Genomic DNA, 22,348 nt, shown 5'->3' with positions numbered 1-22,348 from the left:
TATATATCGTGTCAGCTAATGCCGTGTTGATGGCGCTGAGTGAAAAAGTCGTTTTAGAGGTCTAACCAAATGCTGTCCAAAAACTTGACGCAATTATGAGTTGGTATGCCCTAAATAAAAGTTTTCGCAGCTTAGCTATAGCATATAACTACTCAACTGCCGCACATTTGATAGTGATGCATCACCATCCGATAACGAATTACGTGTCGGGAATTGGCCGAAATCGTTCAAAATGAGGGTTCAGAATTTGTGATGGCAGATTTATTTGTGGAACGTAGGGCGGCCTCGCTGCGGGGGGTTCCCGCTGCGAGGCCGCTCGTGATCTACGCCGTGTTTGTCGTAGACGTTTCTACTTGGCAAATAGGTTCTTGAGGTTGAACTCGGCTTGGACGGTGCGGAGCATGAGGTCGGTGTCGTCCAGGCCCAGATGCTGCTCGTTGGCGTCGGCGGCGAGGGTTCCACGGCGGCGCGCCCAGTTCTCGAGCGCGGCGGGGGCGGATTCGCGGGGGAGCGAGCGGACGTCGGCATCCAGGCTGCGGCAGATCTGGCGCGAGTCGATGACGATAATCTTGCCGGCACGACGCGCCTCGGCGTAACCGTCCAGGTGAATCTTGAACCAGCTGTCCTCGAACGCGGCGTTATGCGCCATGTACGGGTACTTCTTCATAAGCTTGAGCAGCTGCTTCTGCAGTCCCTTGTTCTCACGGAAGGGCGTTTTGCCGTCGATGTCGTCCCAAGTGATGTGGTGGATATTCGACAGCGGCACGTCCTCGCCGCGATAGATGTCGGGCAGGCCGCAGTAGTGTGCTTCGGCGTCATGCGGCACGGCGTCGCTGGTGAGCTCCATGATTTCCCAGCCCACGTTGATGATGTAGCCGCGCTCGGGCGCGCGACCGGTGGTTTCGATGTCGATGCCCAGCACCGTGCCTTGGATGGGCTTGCGAGCGTAGGCGACGCCGAGCGCGTCGCGGTCGCCGCGGATCTCGCGCATGACGGACGCGGCAGTGCGCTTTTGCATCTTGCCGATGGCGGCGCAGGTGTCGGCATCGGACAGGCCGCGCGAAAGCGTCGCGGGCGTCACGTTGCGCAGGCGTGCCTCGCCAATCTGGTCGCACAGGTCGCGGTTGCGGTCGGCCAGGTCGCGCACGGTGGCAAAGTCGAAGCCGGGGTCGCCCTCGGCGGTAAAGTACTCGGTCTCGAGCACCTTGAGGGCCTCTTCGCCCTTCTGGCGCTCGGACTCCATGGCGCCGTGATCGCCATAGATAAACATGGGGATAAACGGCTGACGCTCGTATTCGAGTGCTTGTGAAACGTTCATAGACTGCTCCTTGGACGGGCCGCGTCGCGCGGCTCGGTGGCATTGAGTTATGGCGAGATGATAGTTTACCATGGGCAACTATTGGCATCGCGCCTAGGACAACTACAATACCCTAGTTGACCGCTAGGACTTTTACAATGCTGCCGAAAGACACGAAAGGTTCCATCCGTCATGGATTTGCTGATTGATATTCTGCTCGACGCCGGCAAGGACACGCTCTCGCTGGTGCCGTTTTTGTTGGTGACGTATCTGGCCCTCGAGACCTTGGAGCACGTCGCGGGCGACCGCGTTAACGGGGCCATCAAGCGCGCCGGCGCCGCGGGTCCCGTGGTTGGCTCGTTGCTGGGCATGGTGCCGCAGTGCGGCTTTTCGGCAATGGCGGCCACACTGTACGCCGGTCGCGTCGTGACGCTGGGCACCTTGGTGGCGGTGTTTCTTTCGACCTCCGACGAGATGCTGCCGCTGTTGCTCGCCGAGCAGGTACCCGTGCAGACCATGGCGATGTTGCTCGCCTCGAAGGCGCTGATCGCGCTGGTCACGGGCTTTATCGTGGATGCGGCTATCCGCGGCCTTCGTCGTAATGCCCGCGCGCATGCGGCGATTCGCCGTACCGTGCTGGGGACCGCTGCCAATCCGGCTCATGTGAACTGCGCGCACGACGACCATACCGGGGGCGACATCATTGATGAAGTGGCCGAGGCGGGAGTAAGTGCTGATCACATCCACGAGCTGTGCGAACGCGATCATTGCGGCTGTGACGAGGATGAGGACGAGCACGGGCACGACCACAGCCACGATCATGGTCACGCGGACGAGCACGAGCGCCACCACGACCACAGCCACTCCCACGAGGGCGCGCCCATCGTGTCGATCATCCGCAGCGCGATCTCGCATACCGTGCAGGTGTCGGTATTCATTTTCCTGGTGACGCTGATTCTGGTCGCCGTGCTCGAGACCTTTGGCGAGTCGGCGATCGAGCAGTTCCTGCGCGGCAACGAGATGCTTGCGGTCCTGGGCTCGGCACTCGTCGGCCTGATCCCCAACTGCTCGGCCAGCGTCGTCATCACGCAACTGTACCTGGAAGGCGCGCTGCAGCTGGCACCGATGCTCGCCGGCACGCTCATTTCCGCCGGCGTGGGCTACCTGGTGCTGTTCCGCACCAACCGCAGCGCCCGCGAAAACGCTGTGTTTCTGATCATGATGTATGTCATCGGCGCGGGCTGGGGCCTCATCCTATCCGCCTTCGGCCTCTAAGTGGGCCTAACAAAACGGGCTTCAAAATAGCCATGCTCGGCGCCTGCACAATGCGGCGACGCATGGCATTTTGAAGCCCGTTTTTTGTTGAGCCATGGATTTTGAGCGTTCACACCGCCCAAAGCAAAAAGCAGATTTCCGGACATGTCCCAAAAATCTACCTTGGTTAGTGCAGCAGCTCGGTGAGGTTGCGCTTAAAGCGGGCGCGGTCTTCGCTGGTGAAGGCTGCCGGCCCGCGGGTGCGACCGCCAGCGCGACGCACCTTCTTTTCCTCGTGACGAATAAACAGCTGCATGTCGATGGTTGCTTTGTCGTACACACGCCCGCGCACACCGATGGCGGCGGCATCGCGGCCGAGCACCATGCTCGCCAGGCCAATGTCCTGCGTCACGACCACGTCGCCCGCCTGCAGGCGTTCGACAATGGCAAAGTCGGCGCTGTCGGCGCCCACGCTCACATCGAGCGTCGTGACCCAAAATCCGCGTCGCGCGTGCTCAGCATCGCGCGGGTCGTCGCGGCGAATGTGCCGTTCTAGGTTTTGCGTGCTGTTGCCGGCGATAACAACGGCGACGCCCGCCCGCCGCGCGCAGTCAATCGACTCGCGCGTGACCGGGCAGGCGTCTGCATCAATAAAGAGCGTTCGCGGCATCTAGTGCACCAGTTTGCCAAATTGAATAGCGCGAACAATCAGCGTTACGCCAAACACCAGCAGTGCGGCGCCGCTAAAGATGACGAGCATCTTGGCCGACCACAGCGGATAGATAAACACGAACATGCCGGCGATGATGGAGAGCGCGCCGCTCAGGATGGCGAGGGCACGGTTGGACGAAAGCTCGGACTCCAGAATGGACATGACACCTTCGACGATCCAGCCAAAGCCGGCCACGATAACCACCATCGTGGTGAGCGTCGCGGTCGAGAAGGCCTGGTTGCGCAGGATTATGACGCCGCCCAAGATAATGAGTAGGTTGGAGATGATGCTCGTCACGCGCCAGCCGGTGGGCAGCAGCGGCTCGAAAACAGCGGTAAACAGCCTGATCGCGGCCGTGATCACAAAGTAGAAGCCCAAGACGGTCGTTAGGAAGACGAGGGACTTGGCGGGCGCAAACAGCAGTGCGATGCCGGCGACGAGCGCCAAGACGCCCGTGATGGCGTAAATCCAGCGCACGGCCTTGACGGCTTTGCCCGCCATGCTTTTCTCGTCAAATCCAAACTGGCTCGATTTTTGGTCATCGTTCTTAAAGATGCCCATAATGTCTCCTTTCCGTGCGGCGTAAGCCTTGATCGTTACAACCAGTATCGCCTAAAGGCGCTGGCGTATGGGTCGGAGAGGGCGAAACGTAACCCAAAGGCCCCGAATTGTTTCCGTTGTTCCCCACGTTGCGATTTTCTATTCAACAGGTGTAGAACATTGCAGCCCTGTTCGTTATTGCCTACGTTTTAGGTTAGATTTTCCTAAGGACAATTGGCTTGTATTGGGGGTCCCTATGAACGAAGCAGTTCCCGAGGCGCCGTCGAGTGTCGAATCGATGGCAGAGCAGGGTTGCGAAAAGCTCGGCTTGGAAGCGTTTGATGCGCTGGTCCGTCGTGCCCGTACGTGCCGCCGTTTTGACGAGTCCATGCGCGTGCCGCGTGAGTTTTTGCTCGAGCTGGCAGAGCTGGCTCACCTGACTCCCTGCGGCGCCAATGCTCAGCGTCTGCGTTTTCATGTGGTGAGCGGTGCCGTGGATTGCGCGCGTGTATTTGATGAGCTTGCATGGGCCGGTGCGCTTAAGGATTGGCCGGGTCCTGCCGAGGGTGAGCGCCCGACCGGCTACATCGCGATTTTGGCTGAGCGCGCCGTTCCGGGCAAGCCAGCCGCTCCCATTACCGAGGTCGACACGGGCATTGCCGCGCAGACGATGATGCTCGCCGCCCGCAGCGCCACGCCCGAGGTGGCAGCCTGTATGTTCAAGGCCTTTACGCCCCGCGCGATCGATGCCATGGGGCTCGATAACGACAAATATGAGCTCAAGCTGATCATGGCGTTTGGCGTTCCGGCCGAGACTCAAGTTATCGATGCGATCGATTCCAACCCCGACGGCTCTATTAATTACTGGCGTGACGAGGCGCAGGTGCACCACGTACCTAAGCGTTCGCTCGCTGACGTGCTGGTGTAGCTGAGCGTCATCGCGGCGTGATCAGACGGTAAACCACCACAAAGGTGCCTGTCCCCTTTGTGGTGGTACGAGGGGAGGGTGTGTGGCAGATCTGTATTTGGTGCGGCATGGGCAGACTGAGCTCAATGTGCAGAGCATTTTGCAGGGCTGGCACGATTCGTCGCTTACGGCGCGCGGGCGCGAGCAGGCGCTGACGGCGCGTACGGCGTTTGCGGCGCGTGGCGTGGCCTTTGATCATGTGTATTCCTCGCCGTTGGGCCGGGCGCGGCATACGGCCGAGCTTATCGTTGGCGAGGGCCGTTCCATAGAGCTGGTCGATGACCTGCGTGAGTGGCATTTTGGCTCGCTGGAGGGCGCATCAAATCGCGAGATGCCGCCGCAGCCCTGGGGTGATTATCCGGTTGCCTTTGGTGGCGAGTCGGAAAGTGAGCTTCAGTCGCGCATGGTCGCGGCGCTGTCCCGCATCATGGCCAGGCCGCAGCACGACTGCGTGCTGGCGGTTTCCCACGGCTCAGCCTGCCAGGAGTTTCTTGAGTATGTGACTGGCGAGGGGGAGCTACCCGACAACGGCGCCGTGCTTCATTTTGGCTATTGCGACGGGGCGTTTTCGCTCCTTGATTGGTAACGAACGAAAGGACCCCTATGAATAAAGATCTGTATCTGGTCCGTCATGGACAGACGATATTCAACCTCAAGCGTATCATTCAGGGGTGGAGTGACTCGCCGCTTACGCAGTTGGGCTGCGACCAGGCGGCGCGCGCCGGCATGTTTTTACGTGCGCGCGGCATTGAGCCCGATCATGCCTACACCTCCACGCTTCATCGCACCGAGCAGACTATCGCCAACTTGTGGCCGGGCTTGGCGTACGAGCGCCTGGACGGCCTGCGTGAGTGGTTCTTTGGCGACTTTGAGGCCGAGCGCGTGGTGCTCATGCCCGAGCGCCCGTGGCGCGACTTCTATCGCCAGTTTGGCGGCGAGGGTCAGATGCAGGTGCGCGAGCGCATGGTGGCGACGTTGACCGAGCTTATGCAGCGTCCGGACCATACGTGCGTGCTCGCGGTAAGCCATGGCTCGGCCATCAAGGAGTTCATGGACCACGTGAAGGGTGCGGCGACCGACGAACGCGATCGTGTGCCGGGCAACTGCTCGGTGCTGCACTTTGCGTTTGACGACGAATCCGACACGTTTGAGCTGATTGAGATTTTTACGCAGGAGGATTACGCACGCGAGCTGGGCCTTGAACCGCTTGTGGCTACTGCAGGTCCGCAGCGCGGATAACGCGAGCGTGGCGGCTCGGGTCGCCGGCATAACTTCTCGACGCAAAAGGGGCGGAGATGCATGTACCTGCTGCATCTCCGCCCCCTGTTTGTTGAGCTGCCGATTTTTGTGCTGCGCGGTCTGGTCTTGCTAGAACCGCGCGACTTGGTGCGTGAGCAGACCCGTCGGAACCTGCGGTGCGCCGCCGCTGACCTGCGCAGCGGGGAAGAGCGCGGCAACGGTAAAGTTGAACGGCTCCTTGCCGGTGTACGTTCCGGCGGAACGGGCCTCATCGGCCAGGAGCTGTGATACCCCGACTAGTGCGCCAGCGTAGGCAGGGTCGTCGGCCAGTACCGGCTCCGGCGCCTGGTCGAGCATGGCACGGATGGCGCCGACGGCGTCCTCGCGCTTAACCTCCCACACGCGGTGTGTAATGCCCGCAGGATCGGTGACGGCGTAGAGCGAGGCGCCCTCTTTGGCGGCGCCCAGGATGATATCCATGACGGGCGAGGCCTCGTAGGCGAGCGTTACGGGACGGGGCTGTACCTTGAGGTCGGCGAATGCGCGCGCAGCGGCGGCCGTATCGGCGGCAACCGCGTCGCCGCCCGCCAGCGCACCAACCGGGCAGATCGCCACAACGCCCGTCACGCGCCCCGGCTCCCCCGAGCATTCGTACACGTAATACGCCGCACCCGGGTCCTTGAGCATCAGGCCATCGGCAATGGCTCCGCGCAGAGCATCGTTGCCGCTCAGGATGCTGCCCATTGCGGGCAACGCCTCGAGCACGCGGTCCTGAGCCGGGCGGATGCAGGGAAACGGAAGTGCTTTCATGGGCGGTCCTAACGCACGAGTTGGTTTGTTCGCGGCTTATTATGCCCCAACTTGGCCATCCGCGCCCCAGAGCGTGTTGTCGGCGAGCGCGATGAGCACACTCTGGCAGCGAACGATGTCGGCGTGGGGCACATATTCGTTGGGCTTGTGGGCGAGTGCGAGCGAGCCTGGGCCATAGCTCATGCAGCTACGGTTACCCGTCTTGCCGGCAATGACGGCAGTGTCGGTGTAGCCGGTAAAGAAGCCGACGGTCGTGTCCGTGCCCGTTACATCGTCTGCTGCGCACTTGAGTGCAGCTAGAAGGGGAGAGACCGGATCGCGCTCGATAGCGGGGCGGTCGCCCGTCACGGCGTAGCTGCCGTGGCAACCGGGAACCGCGGCCTCGGCGGCGGCAATAGCATGCTCGACCATATTGATTGCGGCGGCCGTATCGGTCGGCGGGGTCAGACGCATGTCGACCCAGACTTTGGCGCGGTCGGGCACGACATAGGGGCGATATCCGCCCTCGATTTGGCCAAACGTGATGGTCGAAGGCCCCAGCTCATCGTGCGCGGGCAGCGCCACAAACGCGCGACGGAGCGAACACACGACCTCGGCCATGGCGGCGACGGCATCCGCGCCCTTCCACGGCTGGCTCGCATGCGCCGTTACGCCAGCCATTTCAATCTCGAACCACGTGCGCCCCTTGTGCGCCACCTGGATCTGTCCGTCGGTGGGCTCGGTGTCCAGCACCCATTCACGCGAGCCGACCCAGCCGGCATCGATGGCTGCCTCTGAGCCGCGCATAAAGTCCTCCTCGTCGACCGAGCAAATGAGTGAGAAGCCACGGCGGGGCAGCTCGCCTTCTGCCGCCACGCGCTCGAGCGTATGGACCAGTGCGGCAATGGCGCAGGCCAGGCCACCCTTCATATCGCAGGCACCGCGGCCATAGAGTTTATCGTTGCGCACGATCGCTCCGAGCGGCGGAATGTCCGCGTCCCAGCCATCGCCCAGCGTAACGGTATCCATATGGCAGATATAGACGAGCCGTGGCTCGTCGCTCAGTCCCGGCACGGTGACCATAAGGTTGCGGCGCCCGGGGAGTACTTCGTGCTCTGCAATCTGCACGGCATCGAGTACCGGATGGCTCAGCTGCGCTAACCGTTCCTCAACCAACGCTTTGATATAGCGTTCAATCTCGCCCTCATACGCACCTGGGTCGGAACTGTCGATCCGCACGAGCCCCTGCGTAAGCCGCCAAGCAAAATCTGTATCAACCATAGGCACCTCACAGATAGTTAGGTCAACATACAGATTGTATGCCAAGAAGCGGCTCGGTGCACTTAATGGAGCGCTCACAAAAACGGGGGCGCCTCTCGTGCGAAAGGCACCCCCGCGGGCATTCAATGTCAGTGACGGGCAGGCCACATGGGGAGCTGCCCGTCAGGTCAGTCGGCGCTACTTGATCACGCGCACGCGATACATCGACGGAATCTGCTTGAGCGCCTCGATGGTGCTGCTGTCCAGGTGCTCGTCGGTGTCGAACATGGTGTAGGCGTTCTCGCCAGCGGACTCGTTGGTCATACGCTGCACGTTGGCGTTGTCCTTGGCAAGAATGGCCGTGATCTGGCCGATCATGTTGGGCACGTTGGCGTGCAGGCAGGCGATGCGGCTTGCGGCGCGCGCCTTGCCCATGCTGCAGGTGGGGTAGTTGACGCTATGTGCGATGTTGCCGTTCTCCAGGTAATCCTTGAGCTCGCTGATGGCCATGTCTGCGCAGTTGGCTTCAGCCTCACCGGTGCCGGCGCCCGAATGCGTGGTGATAAACGTATTGGGCATCTTGACCGTCTTGGGCGTGGCGAAGTCGCAGCTAAACCAGCTGAGCTTGCCCTCGCGCAGGGCGGCGTCGACGGCGTCTTCGTCGATGATGGTCTCTCGCGCGTAGTTGATGAGCACGGCGTCGGGTGCCAGCAGATCGATCTGCTGGGTGCTGATCATACCGATGGTGTCGGCCTTGCTGGGTACGTGCACGGTGAGGTAGTCGCAGCCGCGGCACAGGTCCTCGAGCGTGCCTACGCGCTGCACTTCGCGGCTCAGCACCCATGCGTGCTCGACGGAAATGAACGGATCGTAGCCGTAGACGTCCATGCCCAGATCGACGCAGGCGTTGGCTACCTTGGAGCCCACGTTGCCCAGGCCGATGACGCCGATGCGCTTGCCCTTGAGCTCGCGGCCCACAAAGGCCTTCTTGGCCTTCTCGGCATCGACCTGGATCTCGGGATCGTCGGCGTTGTCGCGCACCCAGTTCATCGATTGCACCACGCCGCGGCTCGAGAGCACCAGCATGCCTAGGACGAGCTCCTTGACGGCGTTGCTGTTGGCGCCGGGGGAGTTAAAGACGACGACGCCCTTCTTGGCGTACTCCTCGACGGGGATGTTGTTGACGCCGGCGCCGCAGCGGGCGATGGCGCGGATGCCCTCGGGCAGCTCGTAGCCGTGCAGGTCGGTCGAGCGCATCAGGATGGCGTCGGCCTCTTCGGCGGTGCTCACAAATTCGTAGCCCTCGCCAAACTCGACTTTGCCGTCTTTAGTGATGTCGTCGATGGTCTTAATCTTACGCATGGAAAAACTCCTTAGCAGGTTTGTCTAAAACAAGTGGTTTGAAGTGGCTGGTCGGCCCGCGCGTTGCGGGCTAGTTAGATCGCGGGCTCAAACTATGCTGCGCTTCGAAGTCCTTCATATACGAGGCCAGTGCCTGCACGTCTTCCATGGTTACGGCGTTGTAGACGCTGGCGCGCATACCGCCCACCAGGCGATGGCCCTTGACGTTTTGAATCTGGTGCCCGGCCGCGCCTGCGACAAAGGCCGCGTCGAGTTCGGCGTCGCCGGTGCGGAAGGTGACGTTGGCGATGGAGCGGCTGTCGGCCTGCGTAGTGCTATGGAACAGCTCGCTGTGCTCGAGCAGGTCATAGAGCAGATTGGCCTTGGCCCAGTTGCGCTCGGCCATGGCGGCAAGTCCGCCGGTTTTCTCAACCCAACGGAACACCTTGCCGCATACGTAGATACCAAAGGTGTTGGGCGTGTTGAGCATGGAGCCCTTGGCGGCCTGGGCCTTGAGGTCCATGTACTGCGGCGTTTGCGCAAAGGCGGAGCCATCTGCGATGAGGTCGTCGCGCACGATGACCACGGTCACGCCCGCGGCGCCGGCGTTTTTCTGCGCGCCGGCGTAAATGAGCCCGTAGCGCTCAACGTCGAGCGGCTGCGACAGAAAGCAGCTCGAGACATCGGCGACCAGCGGTACGTCGCCGCAGTTGGGCAGCTCGTGGTACATGGTGCCAAAGATGGTGTTGTTCTGGCAGATGTAGACGTAGTCGAGCCCGTTGCTTGCGGCCTCGGCGGCAATGCGCGCGTTGACGTCGGCCATGGTGGGTATGCGGTCGAAATTGGTGTCCTTGGAGCTCGCGAGCAGCACGGCCTCGCCGTACTTGGCGGCTTCTTTGTATGCCTTGTTGGCAAAGTTGCCGGTCACGATGTAGCCGGCGCGCCCGCGGCGCATGAGGTTCATGGGGATGCCCGCAAACTGCAGCGTGGCGCCGCCCTGCAAAAACAGGACACGGTAGTTGTCGGGGATGCTCAGCAGACGACGCAGGGTTGCCTCGACGTCGTCGATAATCTGCTGGTACATGCTAGATCGATGGCTCATCTCGAGCACGGACATGCCACAACCGCGGTAGTCCATCATCTCGTCGGCGATCTCGGCGAGCACGCTGGTAGGCAGCGCGGCCGGGCCAGCTGAGAAGTTGTGCACACGTGCCATCTTCTAGTTCCCCCTCGTAGTCGTTTGAACGTTCGGGATACTTTAGCACAGTGGAGCGCCAGGCGCGACCGCATCACGGTAAAACTCGACTGCGCCGCTATGATTTGCAGGATGGTTACATGGGGGAGGGGTGCTTTACTCCTCAGGCAAATCCAAATCTGCGAGCGAAGGCATGAGGCTTTCTAGGCGCTTGATCTCTTCGTCGCAAATTAGCTACCTCCTGCCCGCTACGACGCGAGCGTGGCGATGACGGCTTCGTCGCCGGCGTATATTAGGGTGTTGCCGTCGGGGATGATCGTTTGGCCTTCGCGCTTGAGCATCACCACAATAAACGGATGCTTGCCTTGCGGCACATCGCGCAGGCGCTGGCCGGCCAGGTGACCGTGGGGCGTCACGGTGACCTCGCGCAGCGTAACCTCGGCACGCTCTTCAAACGTCGGGGCAGCCATCACCAATAGGTCGCCTTCCTCAATTACGGTATCGCCGTTGGGCAACACCGGGTGCGCACCGTCGCGCAGTACCAGGACCACCAGCATGTTCGTTGCGCTGCCAATGTCGGCGAGCGAGCGTCCGGCAAACGGATGTCCAGCGCCTACTTTGAGCTTGACGAACGACATGCCGTCTTCGTCGCGGTAGTCGTTAAAGGTGCGACGCACGTCGCCGGTCGCATCGATCATATCGAGCTTCTTCGCCACCGCCGGCAGCAGCGAGCCCTGCACCACAATGCTCGACACGGCAATCGCAAACACCAGGTCAAATAGGTCGTGTCCGCCGGGAACGCCGGCCACTACGGCAAAGAGACTAAAGACGACCGAAGCCGCTCCGCGTAGGCCCGCCCAGCTTACGAGCGCGACCTGGCGGGGATTCGTCTTAAAGGGCGCTAGGAGCACGCCGACGGCGATGGGGCGGCTCACGAAGAGCATGAACGCCATGAGTGCCAGGCCCGGCAGCAGCATCTGCGGCAGGCGTGCGGGCGTTACGAGCAGGCCGAGCAAGAAGAAGATCGTCATCTCGGCCATCTCGGTGAGGGTGTCAAAGAAGTGCGCCATCTCGACTTTGCCGGTGATGTCGCTGGCGCCCAGCACAATGCCGGCCAGGTATACAGCCAAAAAGCCGTTGCCGCCCAGGTAGCTCGGCAGCGCGTAGGCGACGATGGCCACGGCGAACAAATAGATGGTCTGCGCGCCCTCGGCCGTTGCGTGCGCGCGTTCAATCAGGCGGCCCGCCGCCCAGCCGATGGCGAGGCCCAGGCCCACGCCCAGGATAATCTGCTTGGCCAGCAGCACGGGGATGTTAATGTCGCCGCCGGCCGCGAGTGTGGCGAGCACGGCGGTGAGCATGTAGGCGACGGGGTCGTTGGAGCCCGATTCGACCTCGAGCAGCGAGTCGGTGCCGCCCTTCAGCGAAAGGTTGTGCTCGCGCAGCACGCTAAAGACGCTGGCCGCGTCGGTGGATGCCACGACCGATCCCAACAGCAGGCCGTCGATCCAGTCGAACCCCAGCGCGAAGTGGGCGAACACGCCGGTGATGCCGGCAGTGATGACGACGCCGAGCGTGCTCAGCAGCACCGCCGGCACAGCGACGGGTTTGGCACGGTCGATATTGGTGTTAAAGCCGCCGTAGAACATGATGAACAGCAGCGCCGTGCTGCAGACGGTTTCGGTGAGCGCATAGTCGCTAAAGTCGATATGCGCCGGGCCGTTGACGCCCAACAGCATGCCGAGCGCGATAAAGATGAGCAGGGTGGGGAAGGGGAGCTTTTTGCCGACGGGTTTGATGGTCAGACACAGAATGATGACGAGGCCGATAAAGAGAAGGATCTGGTTCATGGATGGTGTCCGCTCCTGGTTGGTTGGCGTGGCACGGTCAGTTGCCTGCGGTTATTTGTACCCAAAGATGGTGGGTTTATGGGGTTGGATTGCGGGCGTGCGCGATATCGTCATAGACGGCTGCCGTCTTTGCCTCTGCTCGGAAACCCTTTCCAGCTTTATTGCAACGGAGTACAATGGGTAACGTTTAAGTTCAACTTGAAGTTTTAGTTGCGGCGCCGGGCTTCGGCCGCAATGCAAGGAGAGGCGTACCATGGCGATCTATGTGACATCTGATGCTCACGGGCACGTGCGTGCGCTTGACGAAGCCCTGTCTAAGATCTCGTTGACGTCCGACGACACGCTGTACGTGCTGGGCGACATGATCGATCGCGGGCCCGATCCGGTCGGCGTTATTAAGCTCGTGCGCTCGCTGCCCAACGCCCACGTGCTCAAGGGTAATCACGAGCAGATCATGCTCGATGCCATCATTGGCCAGGATCCGCTCGATGCCGAGACCTGGGATATCAACGGTGGTTGGACGACGCGCGAGCAGCTCAACGACATGGAATTTGAGGCATACGAGGAGCTCGTGCGATGGATGGCCGCGCTGCCGCTCTACGCAGTGGTCGAGACCGAGGAGCGCCCGTATCTGCTGGTACATGCTGGAATCGAGATGAAGGCGGCGCGCGCGTTTTTGCTTGAGCATGGCGTCGATTGTGCCGATGGCGTTGGAGCGGTGGGTGCCGATCGCGAGCTGCTGCAGCAGATGCTCGCGGTGCAGTCGTCCGATGACCTGCTGTGGATTCGTCATGGCTATTGGGATGCGTCGACCGGGCTGCTTTCTGCCGAGGGCAAGGGCCCGGTCGTGGTGAGCGGTCACACGCCCACGGTATCGCTTGGGCGCTATTGCGAGGTCGGTGGTCTGGCGGGGCTCGATGAGGAATCGGGACGCGGGCAGATCGTGCGCTTGGGCGGCGAGGACACTGCTGGTGTGCCCGATCGCATCGACATCGACTGCGCCGCCGCCACCGGCTCCGAGTTCGGCCGCGTGGGCATCCTGCGCCTGGACGACGGGGCCGAGTTCTACGCGAACATCAACCCGGGCGAATAACCTTGTTCCGCCGATCTACCGTAGCTAATTTGGGACGGGGCTTTTTTGACTACTTTCGGAGAGTAGCGCCTTCTTGCTCGGTAAGCGCTAGAAATGAGGAGCGTCTGCGTCCTCGACAGCGCGAAAATGCTCGAAAAACCGTCGCAACGGAGTCAAACGACGTCGCGGCGGTTCTTTTTTGGCTGCCCGCTTGCTAAGTGAGTAGACTTTTTTGGAAATGCCGAGCACCCAACATATTTGCCTCAATAAAACCGCAGGTCACAGACTTGTGCTCTGTTGGTGTGGTCGGGGATTCGGTAAAAGTCTACTCACTTAGTTTTGCGTGATGAATATTGTCCGCAACGAGACCCCAGACGGGGTGATTCCATCGCAAATTCCGGTGACCGGGCAGCTAATTAGGCGCCGTATGGGTTGCGGTCGCGTTCGATGCGTTGGCGGATGCGGCGGTACTCGATTATCAGCAGCACCAGGAGTAGGGCCATGATGGCTAGGTAGCTCACTACAGCGCCCATCAGACCCAGCAGCTTAATCAGGATCACCGGCAGCACCACGCTTACGGCGAAGCAGATCAGGTAGATCTTGGTGACGTCTCTAGCGTGGCGTAGCACCGTGATGATGGCGTAGATAAAGTCGATGGCCGCGGTGACGCCGCCGGCGACGACCATCAGCAGCGCCAGCGTACGGTAGCGCTCAAAGCTGAGGCCGTACATAAAGCTCATGAGGGGAATACCGGGACCTGCCATAAATGCGGCGCACATGCCGGTGATGACCACGATCAGCGCCATAACGGCAACAATAATCAGGTCAAAGCGACGACGCTTGCGAGGATTAGCCCAAATGTTCGACAAGCGCAGGAGCTGCGGTTTATAGATAAATCCAATGCTCAGCAAAATAGCCTGCGCAGGAAAGAACAGGGCATTAAAGTACAGCTGATATTTGTATGCCAGCGTGCCTTCCATCACAAACTTGGGCATGCTCTCGATAAGGTTGAACAGGAACAGTGCACCAAAGAGCGGGGCGCACTGGACAAACAGGTGGCCGACCTCGCGCAGGCTCACGCGGCGCGATTTTTCGGTCTCGAGCAGGGCGAGCGGCGCGGTGACCAGCACGAGCGAGGCGATCGCGGTGACACCCATGTCCATGGCCGCGATGGGCATGCTGCGCGTGAGGAACAGCGCCACGCTGAAGACCGCGATGACGCCGACGGAGCGTAGCGTTTGGCTCATTCCAGCCAAGTAGAGTTTGTCGGCCTGCTGCAGGCGGCCTTCGTACACGTCGGCGACGCCGTCGATGACCTTATACAGGTAGACGCCCAGGCCGATCGTCGCCATCTGCGCGTCATAGCCGCGGGCGCTGCTATACATGAGGCCGCAGCCTAGGGCGAGCGCTCCGCAGATCCAACGATTGAGCTGGTAGGAGGCGAAGGACGTCTTTTCGTCGATGTCCGAGACCTGGAAATTGCGCACGCCGTAGTTGCACGCGATCATGATGAGCGTGCCGGTGACAAAGGCGATGGAGAACTTGCCGGCTTCTTCGGCGCCCACGAGCTGTGTGGACACGATGGTGAGCAGCGGAAACGCCAAGCCCCACACGGCGGTGCCGAGAGCGTTCCAAAGGTAATCGCGGCGGGTGGCGTGCTCCTCGTATTCCGCTTCCTGCATGGAGAACCCGCCGCCGTAGACGGCGCCGAGCAGACGGTTCCACCAAGCGTTGACCATGCGGCGGACGGGGCCGGGCTCCCGATCGCGTTCGCGCCGGCGACGTGTGGCTTGGCTGCTATCGGGCCCGCCGGCGTTGCGCTGACTCAGCTCTTGGATGCGTGCGAGTTCCTCGGCAGTGTGCGAGGCAGGGAAGAGGCCGTTCTCGATGCGGCCGCCCTGGGCCTTCGCGGCGCCGTCCTTCGATGCAGCGGGGTTGGAGGTGCCGTTGCGGCGGGCGATGGCGCGGCGAATGCTATCGAGGGGCGTGATACTCAAAGCGGAGTCCTTTCTATTGCTGCGCTTTAGTATAGACGCGACGGTGTTCGCTCGTGTTTTTGAACGGATTGTTCAATAATTTCGGCGGGCGGCTGTAATTTGTCGGTAAACGTGCGGTATCCTGTTGAAGTTTTGTGACACCCCCGATGCCGCCCACGCGGTACCAAGGAGCTTCTACCTATGGACGTCGCCGCATTCTTACTGGCTCTTGTGCCGATTATTTGGCTGGTCGTGATGCTGCTGTGCTTTAAATGGCCAGCTTGGAAGGCCGCTATCGGATCGTTTGTCCTTTCGTGCTTGCTTGCCTTCGCATGGTGGCACCTGCCGGCAGCGCAGATCGCGACCGCCTCGCTCGAAGGTTTTTTGATGGCTCTGTGGCCCATCGTCCTGGTGATCATCGCCGCGGTGTTCACGTATAACCTGTGCGTTCGTACGGGCGCCATGGACGTGATCGGCAGCATGATCACCTCCATCAGCAGCGACCGCCGTCTGCTGGCGCTGCTCGTGGCTTGGTGCTTCGGTGGCTTTATGGAGGGCATGGCCGGCTTCGGTACCGCTGTCGCCATTCCCGCCGGCATGCTCGCGGGCCTGGGCTTTGAGGCCGTGCCTGCCGTGCTCATCTGCCTGCTGGCCAACGGCGTGCCCACGCCCTACGGCTCCATCGGCATCCCCACGGTGTCCGTTGCCGACCTGGTGGGTTTGGATTCCCTTCACCTAGCGACCGTTCAGCTGGTGCAGCTCGCGCCGTTCTTTGTGGTGATGCCGCTATTTATTGTGCTGGTTGCGGGCCGTGTTGCCGATGACCAGGGCAATGCCGCGAGTGTGGGCGAGCGTCTGCACGGTGTTGCCGGCGTGGCGTTGCTCTCCGGCGTGTCGTTTGTCGGCGCGGCTCTGGTCGTTGCCATGTTTGTGGGCCCCGAGCTGGCCGTGGTCGTAGGATCCATCGTTTCGCTCGCGCTGACAGCTGCGCTTGCCATGCGTGCCGAGAAGTCGGGGCGTCTGGACGCACGCTTTCACATGAATATCGAGGCGGGGGAGAAGCTCACCGTTAAGTCGGCGCTTTCGGCCTGGTCGTGCTTCATCCTGATCTTTGTGTTGCTGCTGGGCACGTCTAACCTGGTGCCCGCTGTACATGCCGCGCTCGCGCCGTTTGCGAGCCACGTGCAGGTGTATTGCGGTGAGAATCCCGGTACGCTTACGTTTTCGTGGATCAACACGCCGGGCGTCTGGATTTTCCTGGCGGCGTTTGCCGGCGGTGCCATTCAGGGTGCTTCGCCACGCATGATGGGCGAGGTGCTGGCCGCGACTGTGAAGCAGATGATGCCGACGGTGATCACGATGCTTTCGGTGCTGGGCTGTGCCAAGGTGATGGGCTATGCGGGCATGATCTCTTCGATCAGCGCGTTCTGCATCGCCGTCGCCGGTGGGCTGTACCCGATTCTGGCTCCGTGGATCGGCGCAGTCGGTGCGTTTGTGACCGGCTCGGGCACGTCCTCGGGCATGCTGTTTGGCCCCATTCAGAGCCAGGCTGCCACTGCGCTGGGTGTGAGCGACTACTGGATGGTCGCGTTGAACGCCCTGGGCGTCGCCGCCGGTAAGATGATCTCGCCGCAGACCCTCGCCATTGGTCTTGCCGCCGTGCTCGTGCGCGGTAAGGATGCCGAACTCCTGGGCGCGGTGCTGCCCTACGCTGCCGGCATGCTGGTCCTGATGAGCGCCATAGCCATGCTCGGCCAAAACCTGCCGCTGTAGTCGGCACTTAGGGACGTTCCTTATGTGCCGACACTTTGGGAACGTCCCTAAGTGCCGGCATCCGGGGGCGCTCCTTGAATGTTGCCTGTTCAAGAGTGTCCCCAATGACTAGTTGTTTAAAAACGTCCCCAATGACTAGGCCGCTTGCCTGCGATTTTTGACCGTTGGGCGGGCTTGCCGTCCTTGCCGCAAAAACGTTTTTGCATATCGGGTACAACGGGCTTTACGTGAGTAAAGTGCGCGCCGCGTCCATGTGTCGCGTTTTTAAAGGAGGCCCCATGCCTGGTGTTACCCCTGCAGAAGTTTTGTCCAACTTTGGTATTACGCTCGTTGAAGATCCCGCCGAGAATCAACCCCGTCTGCTGGTCGATCTACCCGCCGCGGAGCTCGTCGAGCACGCCATCCGCCGCGAAGAAGGCCGCATGGCATCCAACGGCGCGCTGGTGATCGAGACGGGGGAGCGCACTGGTCGTTCGCCCAACGATCGTTTTATCGTTGACACCCCCGATGTTCACGACAAGATCGCCTGGGGTGCGGTCAACCGCCCGCTGTCCGTCGAGAGCTATGAGGCCATCAAGGCCGGCATCGTCGACTATCTCAACGAGCGCGACGTGTTCGTCACGCGCGGCATGGCGGGCGCCGACCGCAACCACACGCGTCGCCTGCTTGTTGCCTGCGAGCGTGTCAGCCAGGCACTCTTCATTAAGCAAATGCTCGCCCGTCCGCTCGCCCGTGAAATCGCGCGCACCGGCGAGCCCGACTTCTGCGTGCTTGCGGCACCCGGCTACCAGTGCGACCCTGCCATCAAGGGCCTCAACTCCAGCGCCGCCGTGGTCATCAACTTCCAGGAGCGCGTGATTTTGGTCGCGGGTACCGGCTACTCCGGCGAAATCAAAAAGTCCATCTTCAGTGTCATGAACTACCTGCTGCCTGTCGAGGACGACGTGCTGCCCATGCATTGCTCGGCCAGCATGGACCCCGTCACGCACGAGACCGCTGTGTTCTTTGGCCTGTCCGGCACCGGCAAGACCACGCTTTCGGCCAACCCCACGCGCCTGCTGATCGGCGACGACGAGCACGGTTGGTCCGACATGGGCATCTTCAATATCGAGGGCGGCTGCTATGCCAAGTGCGAGGGCCTGGATGCCTTCCACGAGCCCGAGATCTTCAACGCCGTCCGCTTTGGCGCCATCTGCGAAAACGTGGTGCTCGACGAGAACCGTAAGCCCAACTACGACGACGTCTCGATCACGCATAACACGCGCGTGGCCTACCCCGTGGAGCACATTCCTAACGCGTGGACCAAGGGCATGGGCACCACCCCGAGCGTCGTGCTCTTCCTGACCTGCGACGCCTTTGGTGTGCTGCCGCCCATCTCGCGCCTGACGGCCGACGCCGCCATGTACCACTTTGTGACGGGCTTTACGGCCAAGATTCCCGGCACCGAGGTCGGCGTCACCGAGCCCACGCCCACGTTCTCCTCGCTGTTCGGCGAGCCGTTTATGCCGCTCGACCCCATGGTCTACGCCAAAATGCTCGGCGAGCGCATCGCCGACGGCCGCACGCGCGTCTACCTGGTCAACACCGGCTGGATCGGCGGCGGCTACGGCGTGGGGCATCGCATTGAGCTTGCCTACACGCGCTCCCTGGTCGCGCGCGCCCTCGACGGCACCATCGAGGACAGCGAGTTCGTGCACGACGACATCTTTAACGTCGACATTCCCACCACGTGCCACGGTGTGCCCGACGGCATCCTGGTGCCGCGCCAGTACTGGCAGAGCACCGCTCGTTACGACGAGGCTGCACACAACCTGGCCGTGATGTTCGAGGAGAACTTCGAGAAGAAGTACTCGCACCTGCCCGAGTCCGTCAAGGCCGCCGGCCCGCACGCCCAGGTGTCCGCCGAGGCCCGTCATCGCGGCCGCGGCCTGCTGGGACTCCGCCACTAGCGTCGCCTTAGACCCAAAACCACCATAAAGGGGCCAGTGCACCTTTGTGGTGGTTTTGCTCGCGCGGATGACTCGGGTTACAATACGCCTGACATATCGTCCCCTTCTCCGGATGGGGACAGCGCAAGCGTTCTTGTGACGGCACCGTAGGACTTTGAAGGTGGCCGTTGTAAGGGCGCTTTTTGTTTAGGCGCCCTCACTCGGGCGCGCACAATGAAGGGAGAGCGTATGAAGAGCTTTATTGCCGAGGATTCATTCTGGGGGCTGTTTCCGCAGGCAACGGTCGGTGTTGTGGTCGTGGAGGGCATGAAGCCCACGGCTCAGATTCCTCAAGAGGACGTGGATGCGATTGCGACGTTGCTCGACCGCGCCAATATCGATGCGGAGCGTCATCTGACCAGCGACACTATCAGCGAGAACGCGCCGGTCAAGGCATGGCGCGACGCGTACCGGCTGTTCAAGACAAAAAAGGGCGCCCGCTGCTCGATCGAGAACTTGCTCAAGCGCGTGCTTAAGGGCAAGCCGGTGGGCCACATTACGCCTGCGGTGGACATCTACAACACGGTGTCGCTGACCTACGCGCTGCCCGTGGGAGGCGAGGATCTGCATGCGATCGAGGGAGACCTTCGCCTGAAGGTGACCGACGGTGGCGATGCGTTCTGGCCGCTTGGCGAGGAGGCGGACGATCCGACGCTGCCCGGCGAGCTTGCCTACATCGATGATGCGGGCGCCGTGTGCCGCTGCTGGAACTGGCGCGACGGCGTTCGCACGGCGCTGTCCGACGATTCGGCCGATGCGTTCCTGGCGATTGAGTGCGTGGAGCCCGAGCGGATGGGGGAATGCCAGGCTGCCGTTGATCGTCTCGCCGAGTTGCTCGAGCGTTATCTGGGCGCTACGGTTGTCGTTAAGACGCTTGTGACCCGCGACAATCCCTGCGTGGAGCTGTAGCGGCGCCTAGAACCTATTGATGCCCCAGACCACCACAAAGGTGCCTGTCCCCTTTGTGGTGGTTTTTATGTTGATTGGTTAACAATTGGGTCGCGTGGAGGCGGCAGTCGCTGAGTACGGCTAAGATGTTTACCCGTTAGCATTATGCAATCGAAAGGCGGTCGTCTCCCATGCAGCAGAGCGACGAGACACGTTTCGAGGACTTTGTCGGACTGATCAGCGGACTCTACAAGGAGATCCAGCGCATTAAGACGTCTGAGGGCGCAAGGCTGGGTCTCAAGGGCTCCGACGTTATGTGCCTGTACTATCTTGAGCGCAGCAAGGACGGCCTGACTGGCGCCGACCTGGCTCGCATGGCAGGCGTGACCCGCGCCGCCGTCTCGCGTACGCTGGCGCATCTGGAGGAGGGTGGCTACGTCGAGGTCGATGATTCGGGCGATGCCGCCGTTAAGTATCGTGCTCCGGTGCGCCTGACCGCTCTGGGCGGCGAGAGCATGAGCGAGGCGGACCGCATCATTCGCGAGGTGCTCGATACCACCGGTAAGGCTATGGGTGTGGAGCAGCGCGAGCAGATGTATGCGTCGCTGCGCACGATTCTCAACACCCTGCGCGAGATCTAAGGCCGCCAAGGCATTTGCTTCCAATTAACAACTGCATAGTCCCGTTTGAGTGCGTATGCCGTGCCGGGGCATTGCTGTCAAAATTCCCCGCGAGAGGTCCGCGAAAGAAAGGATTCGCTATGTCCATTCGTATTATTACCGATTCCGCGAGCGATATGTCGCCGACTGAGCACCCCGCTCTGCGTGTTCTGCCGTTGTCCGTTACCTTTGGCACCGATGTGTACATGGATGGCTTCGACATCGATCACCAGCGCTTTTACGAGATGCTCGTGGAGCGCGATGAGCTGCCCAAGACCGGCCAGGTCAACCCGTACGCGTTTTCGCAGGCTATTGCCGAGGCGCGTGAGGCCGGCGATGAGGCTGTGATTATTACCGTGGGCACTAAGCTTTCGGGCACCAATCAGAGTGCCCGTACCGCACTTGCCGAGGCGCCGGGCGGCGACGTGTACGTGGTGGATAGCAATAACGTCACTCTGGGCGAGCGTGTCCTGGTCGAGTATGCCCTGCGTCTGGTGGACGAGGGCCGTAGCGCGGCCCAGATCGCGGCGGCCGTCGAGGCCGTGCGCGACCGTGTGGTGGTTATCGGTCTGCTCGAGACGCTGGAGTACTTGGTGCGTGGCGGTCGCCTGTCTGCTGCTGCGGGCGCTGTGGGCACGCTGCTCAACGTTAAGCCCGTGGTGGCCGCCGAGGACGGCCTGATCGTGCAGCTGGGCAAGGCGCGCGGTTCCAAGAACGGCCGTAACCTGCTCAACCAGAAGGTCGAAAAAGCGGGCGGCGTCGACTTTTCCATGCCGCTGGCGCTGGGCTATACGGGCCTTTCGGACGCCGTGCTCAAGAAGTATATCGAGGACAGCGCGGCACTGTGGGCTGGACACACCGAGAACGAGCTGCCCATCCACACCATTGGCGCCACCATCGGCACCCACGTGGGCCCCGGCGCCGTAGCCGTAGCTTTCTTCCGCCCCGCCAACTAGCTTTCCGGTCAAAACCACCACAAAGGGGACAGTGAACTGCGCCCCGAAACTTGGACTGAACAAATAGCGACTACGCCGCAAGGGCCCGGTTCCGGAACTCCTCCGGCGTCAGGCCCTTCAATCTTACCTGCCTGCGCCGCGTGTTCCAATGGTCTATGTACTCCTCCAGGTCGCGCTTGAAGTCCTCGAAGCTGCCCCACTCCCTGCCGCGGTAGAACTCGTCCTTCACGTGGCCGAAGAGCTGCTCGGTGGCGGCGTTGTCGATGCAGTTCCCCTTGCGCGACATGCTCTGGGTGATGCCCGCCCCCTCCAGCCTGGAGGCGTAGGACTCGTGCTGGTACTGCCAGCCCATGTCCGAGTGCATGGTCGGTGCCGCCCCGTCGGGCAGGGCCTCGAGGAGCCGGTCGAGCATCCTGTGCTGCTGGGCGAGGTCCGGCGAGGTCGATATGTCGCTCGCCACGATCTCCTTCGTGCAGAAGTCGAGCACCGGGGCCCAGTAGGCCTTGGCGCCGGCGACCTTGAACTCGGTGACGTCGGTGCCGAGCTTCTGCCACGGCCCCTCGGCGCCGAAGTCCCTCGCGATGACGTTCTC

At 61.7% G+C, this 22,348-nt stretch carries 20 protein-coding genes; 10 read left to right on the top strand and 10 right to left on the bottom strand.

Annotated elements, in window-relative coordinates; translation table 11 throughout:
* Positions 1-349 precede the first annotated feature (349 nt).
* A complete protein-coding gene (locus AB5Z25_RS06305) occupies positions 350-1,318 on the bottom strand; it encodes a 3'-5' exonuclease (RefSeq protein ID WP_161145160.1) in 969 nt (322 codons plus the stop codon).
* Between the two features lie 171 nt (positions 1,319-1,489).
* On the opposite strand from AB5Z25_RS06305, the gene AB5Z25_RS06300 reads away from it, so the two are divergent.
* Entirely contained in the window at positions 1,490-2,572 is a 1,083-nt protein-coding gene (locus AB5Z25_RS06300) for a putative manganese transporter (RefSeq protein ID WP_161145161.1), read from the top strand.
* Positions 2,573-2,738: 166 nt separating this feature from the next.
* Here AB5Z25_RS06300 and AB5Z25_RS06295 read toward each other — a convergent pair whose 3' ends face one another.
* Positions 2,739-3,221, bottom strand: a complete 483-nt coding sequence (locus tag AB5Z25_RS06295) for a YaiI/YqxD family protein (protein ID WP_055252057.1) — start codon at positions 3,219-3,221, stop codon at positions 2,739-2,741.
* Complete coding sequence (locus AB5Z25_RS06290; protein WP_035137275.1) at positions 3,222-3,824, bottom strand: HdeD family acid-resistance protein; 603 nt, start codon at positions 3,822-3,824, stop codon at positions 3,222-3,224. It lies immediately after the preceding gene.
* Between the two features lie 235 nt (positions 3,825-4,059).
* Here AB5Z25_RS06290 and AB5Z25_RS06285 point away from each other — a divergent pair, with 235 nt between their 5' ends.
* From AB5Z25_RS06285 to AB5Z25_RS06275, 3 genes are all read left to right on the top strand, one after another.
* Positions 4,060-4,731, top strand: coding sequence for a nitroreductase family protein (locus tag AB5Z25_RS06285; protein ID WP_368135065.1), 672 nt, complete (start codon positions 4,060-4,062; stop codon positions 4,729-4,731).
* 82 nt (positions 4,732-4,813) lie between these two features.
* Positions 4,814-5,356 (top strand): histidine phosphatase family protein, encoded by a 543-nt coding sequence (locus AB5Z25_RS06280; RefSeq protein WP_368135064.1) that lies wholly within the window; start codon positions 4,814-4,816, stop codon positions 5,354-5,356.
* A gap of 17 nt (positions 5,357-5,373) precedes the next feature.
* Positions 5,374-6,009, top strand: coding sequence for a histidine phosphatase family protein (locus AB5Z25_RS06275; protein WP_368135063.1), 636 nt, complete (start codon positions 5,374-5,376; stop codon positions 6,007-6,009).
* Positions 6,010-6,138: 129 nt separating this feature from the next.
* Here the strand turns inward: AB5Z25_RS06275 and AB5Z25_RS06270 are convergent, their stop codons facing one another.
* The 5 genes from AB5Z25_RS06270 to AB5Z25_RS06250 form a co-directional block, all read right to left on the bottom strand.
* Positions 6,139-6,819: a DUF1015 family protein gene (locus AB5Z25_RS06270; protein ID WP_138112838.1), complete on the bottom strand. Its 681-nt coding sequence runs from the start codon at positions 6,817-6,819 to the stop codon at positions 6,139-6,141.
* Positions 6,820-6,858: 39 nt separating this feature from the next.
* Positions 6,859-8,079 carry a M20 family metallopeptidase gene (locus AB5Z25_RS06265; protein ID WP_195246607.1) on the bottom strand — a complete coding sequence of 407 codons (1,221 nt, stop codon included), beginning with the start codon at positions 8,077-8,079 and terminating at the stop codon, positions 6,859-6,861.
* Positions 8,080-8,256: 177 nt separating this feature from the next.
* On the bottom strand, positions 8,257-9,420 hold the full coding sequence (locus AB5Z25_RS06260) for a phosphoglycerate dehydrogenase (RefSeq protein WP_161145166.1): 1,164 nt from the start codon (positions 9,418-9,420) through the stop codon (positions 8,257-8,259).
* Between the two features lie 70 nt (positions 9,421-9,490).
* Positions 9,491-10,615 carry a 3-phosphoserine/phosphohydroxythreonine transaminase gene (gene serC / locus AB5Z25_RS06255; protein WP_161145167.1) on the bottom strand — a complete coding sequence of 375 codons (1,125 nt, stop codon included), beginning with the start codon at positions 10,613-10,615 and terminating at the stop codon, positions 9,491-9,493.
* A gap of 227 nt (positions 10,616-10,842) precedes the next feature.
* On the bottom strand, positions 10,843-12,444 hold the full coding sequence (locus AB5Z25_RS06250) for a potassium/proton antiporter (RefSeq protein ID WP_161145168.1): 1,602 nt from the start codon (positions 12,442-12,444) through the stop codon (positions 10,843-10,845).
* 253 nt (positions 12,445-12,697) lie between these two features.
* On the opposite strand from AB5Z25_RS06250, the gene AB5Z25_RS06245 reads away from it, so the two are divergent.
* Positions 12,698-13,537: a metallophosphoesterase family protein gene (locus AB5Z25_RS06245; RefSeq protein WP_035137261.1), complete on the top strand. Its 840-nt coding sequence runs from the start codon at positions 12,698-12,700 to the stop codon at positions 13,535-13,537.
* Positions 13,538-13,932: 395 nt separating this feature from the next.
* Here AB5Z25_RS06245 and AB5Z25_RS06240 read toward each other — a convergent pair whose 3' ends face one another.
* Positions 13,933-15,513: a lipopolysaccharide biosynthesis protein gene (locus AB5Z25_RS06240; protein ID WP_331253682.1), complete on the bottom strand. Its 1,581-nt coding sequence runs from the start codon at positions 15,511-15,513 to the stop codon at positions 13,933-13,935.
* A gap of 180 nt (positions 15,514-15,693) precedes the next feature.
* Here AB5Z25_RS06240 and AB5Z25_RS06235 point away from each other — a divergent pair, with 180 nt between their 5' ends.
* The 5 genes from AB5Z25_RS06235 (at position 15,694) to AB5Z25_RS06215 (ending at position 21,756) form a co-directional block, all read left to right on the top strand.
* Entirely contained in the window at positions 15,694-17,265 is a 1,572-nt protein-coding gene (locus AB5Z25_RS06235; RefSeq protein WP_368135062.1) for an L-lactate permease, read from the top strand.
* A gap of 278 nt (positions 17,266-17,543) precedes the next feature.
* Positions 17,544-19,214, top strand: a complete 1,671-nt coding sequence (gene pckA, locus AB5Z25_RS06230; RefSeq protein ID WP_368135061.1) for a phosphoenolpyruvate carboxykinase (ATP) — start codon at positions 17,544-17,546, stop codon at positions 19,212-19,214.
* 228 nt (positions 19,215-19,442) lie between these two features.
* Positions 19,443-20,162, top strand: coding sequence for a B3/B4 domain-containing protein (locus AB5Z25_RS06225; protein WP_368135060.1), 720 nt, complete (start codon positions 19,443-19,445; stop codon positions 20,160-20,162).
* Positions 20,163-20,332: 170 nt separating this feature from the next.
* A complete protein-coding gene (locus tag AB5Z25_RS06220) occupies positions 20,333-20,782 on the top strand; it encodes a MarR family winged helix-turn-helix transcriptional regulator (protein ID WP_117820503.1) in 450 nt (149 codons plus the stop codon).
* Positions 20,783-20,901: 119 nt separating this feature from the next.
* A complete protein-coding gene (locus AB5Z25_RS06215) occupies positions 20,902-21,756 on the top strand; it encodes a DegV family protein (RefSeq protein ID WP_368135059.1) in 855 nt (284 codons plus the stop codon).
* A gap of 70 nt (positions 21,757-21,826) precedes the next feature.
* On the opposite strand, the gene AB5Z25_RS06210 is transcribed toward AB5Z25_RS06215, so the two are convergent.
* The coding region (locus tag AB5Z25_RS06210; RefSeq protein ID WP_368135058.1) for an IS3 family transposase at positions 21,827-22,348 on the bottom strand (522 nt) is incomplete at its 5' end.

The sequence above is a fragment of the Collinsella aerofaciens genome (genome assembly GCF_040910325.1).
Classification (GTDB): Bacteria; Actinomycetota; Coriobacteriia; order Coriobacteriales; family Coriobacteriaceae; genus Collinsella; species Collinsella aerofaciens_BL.
This window is presented reverse-complemented; position numbering and strand designations above follow the sequence as displayed.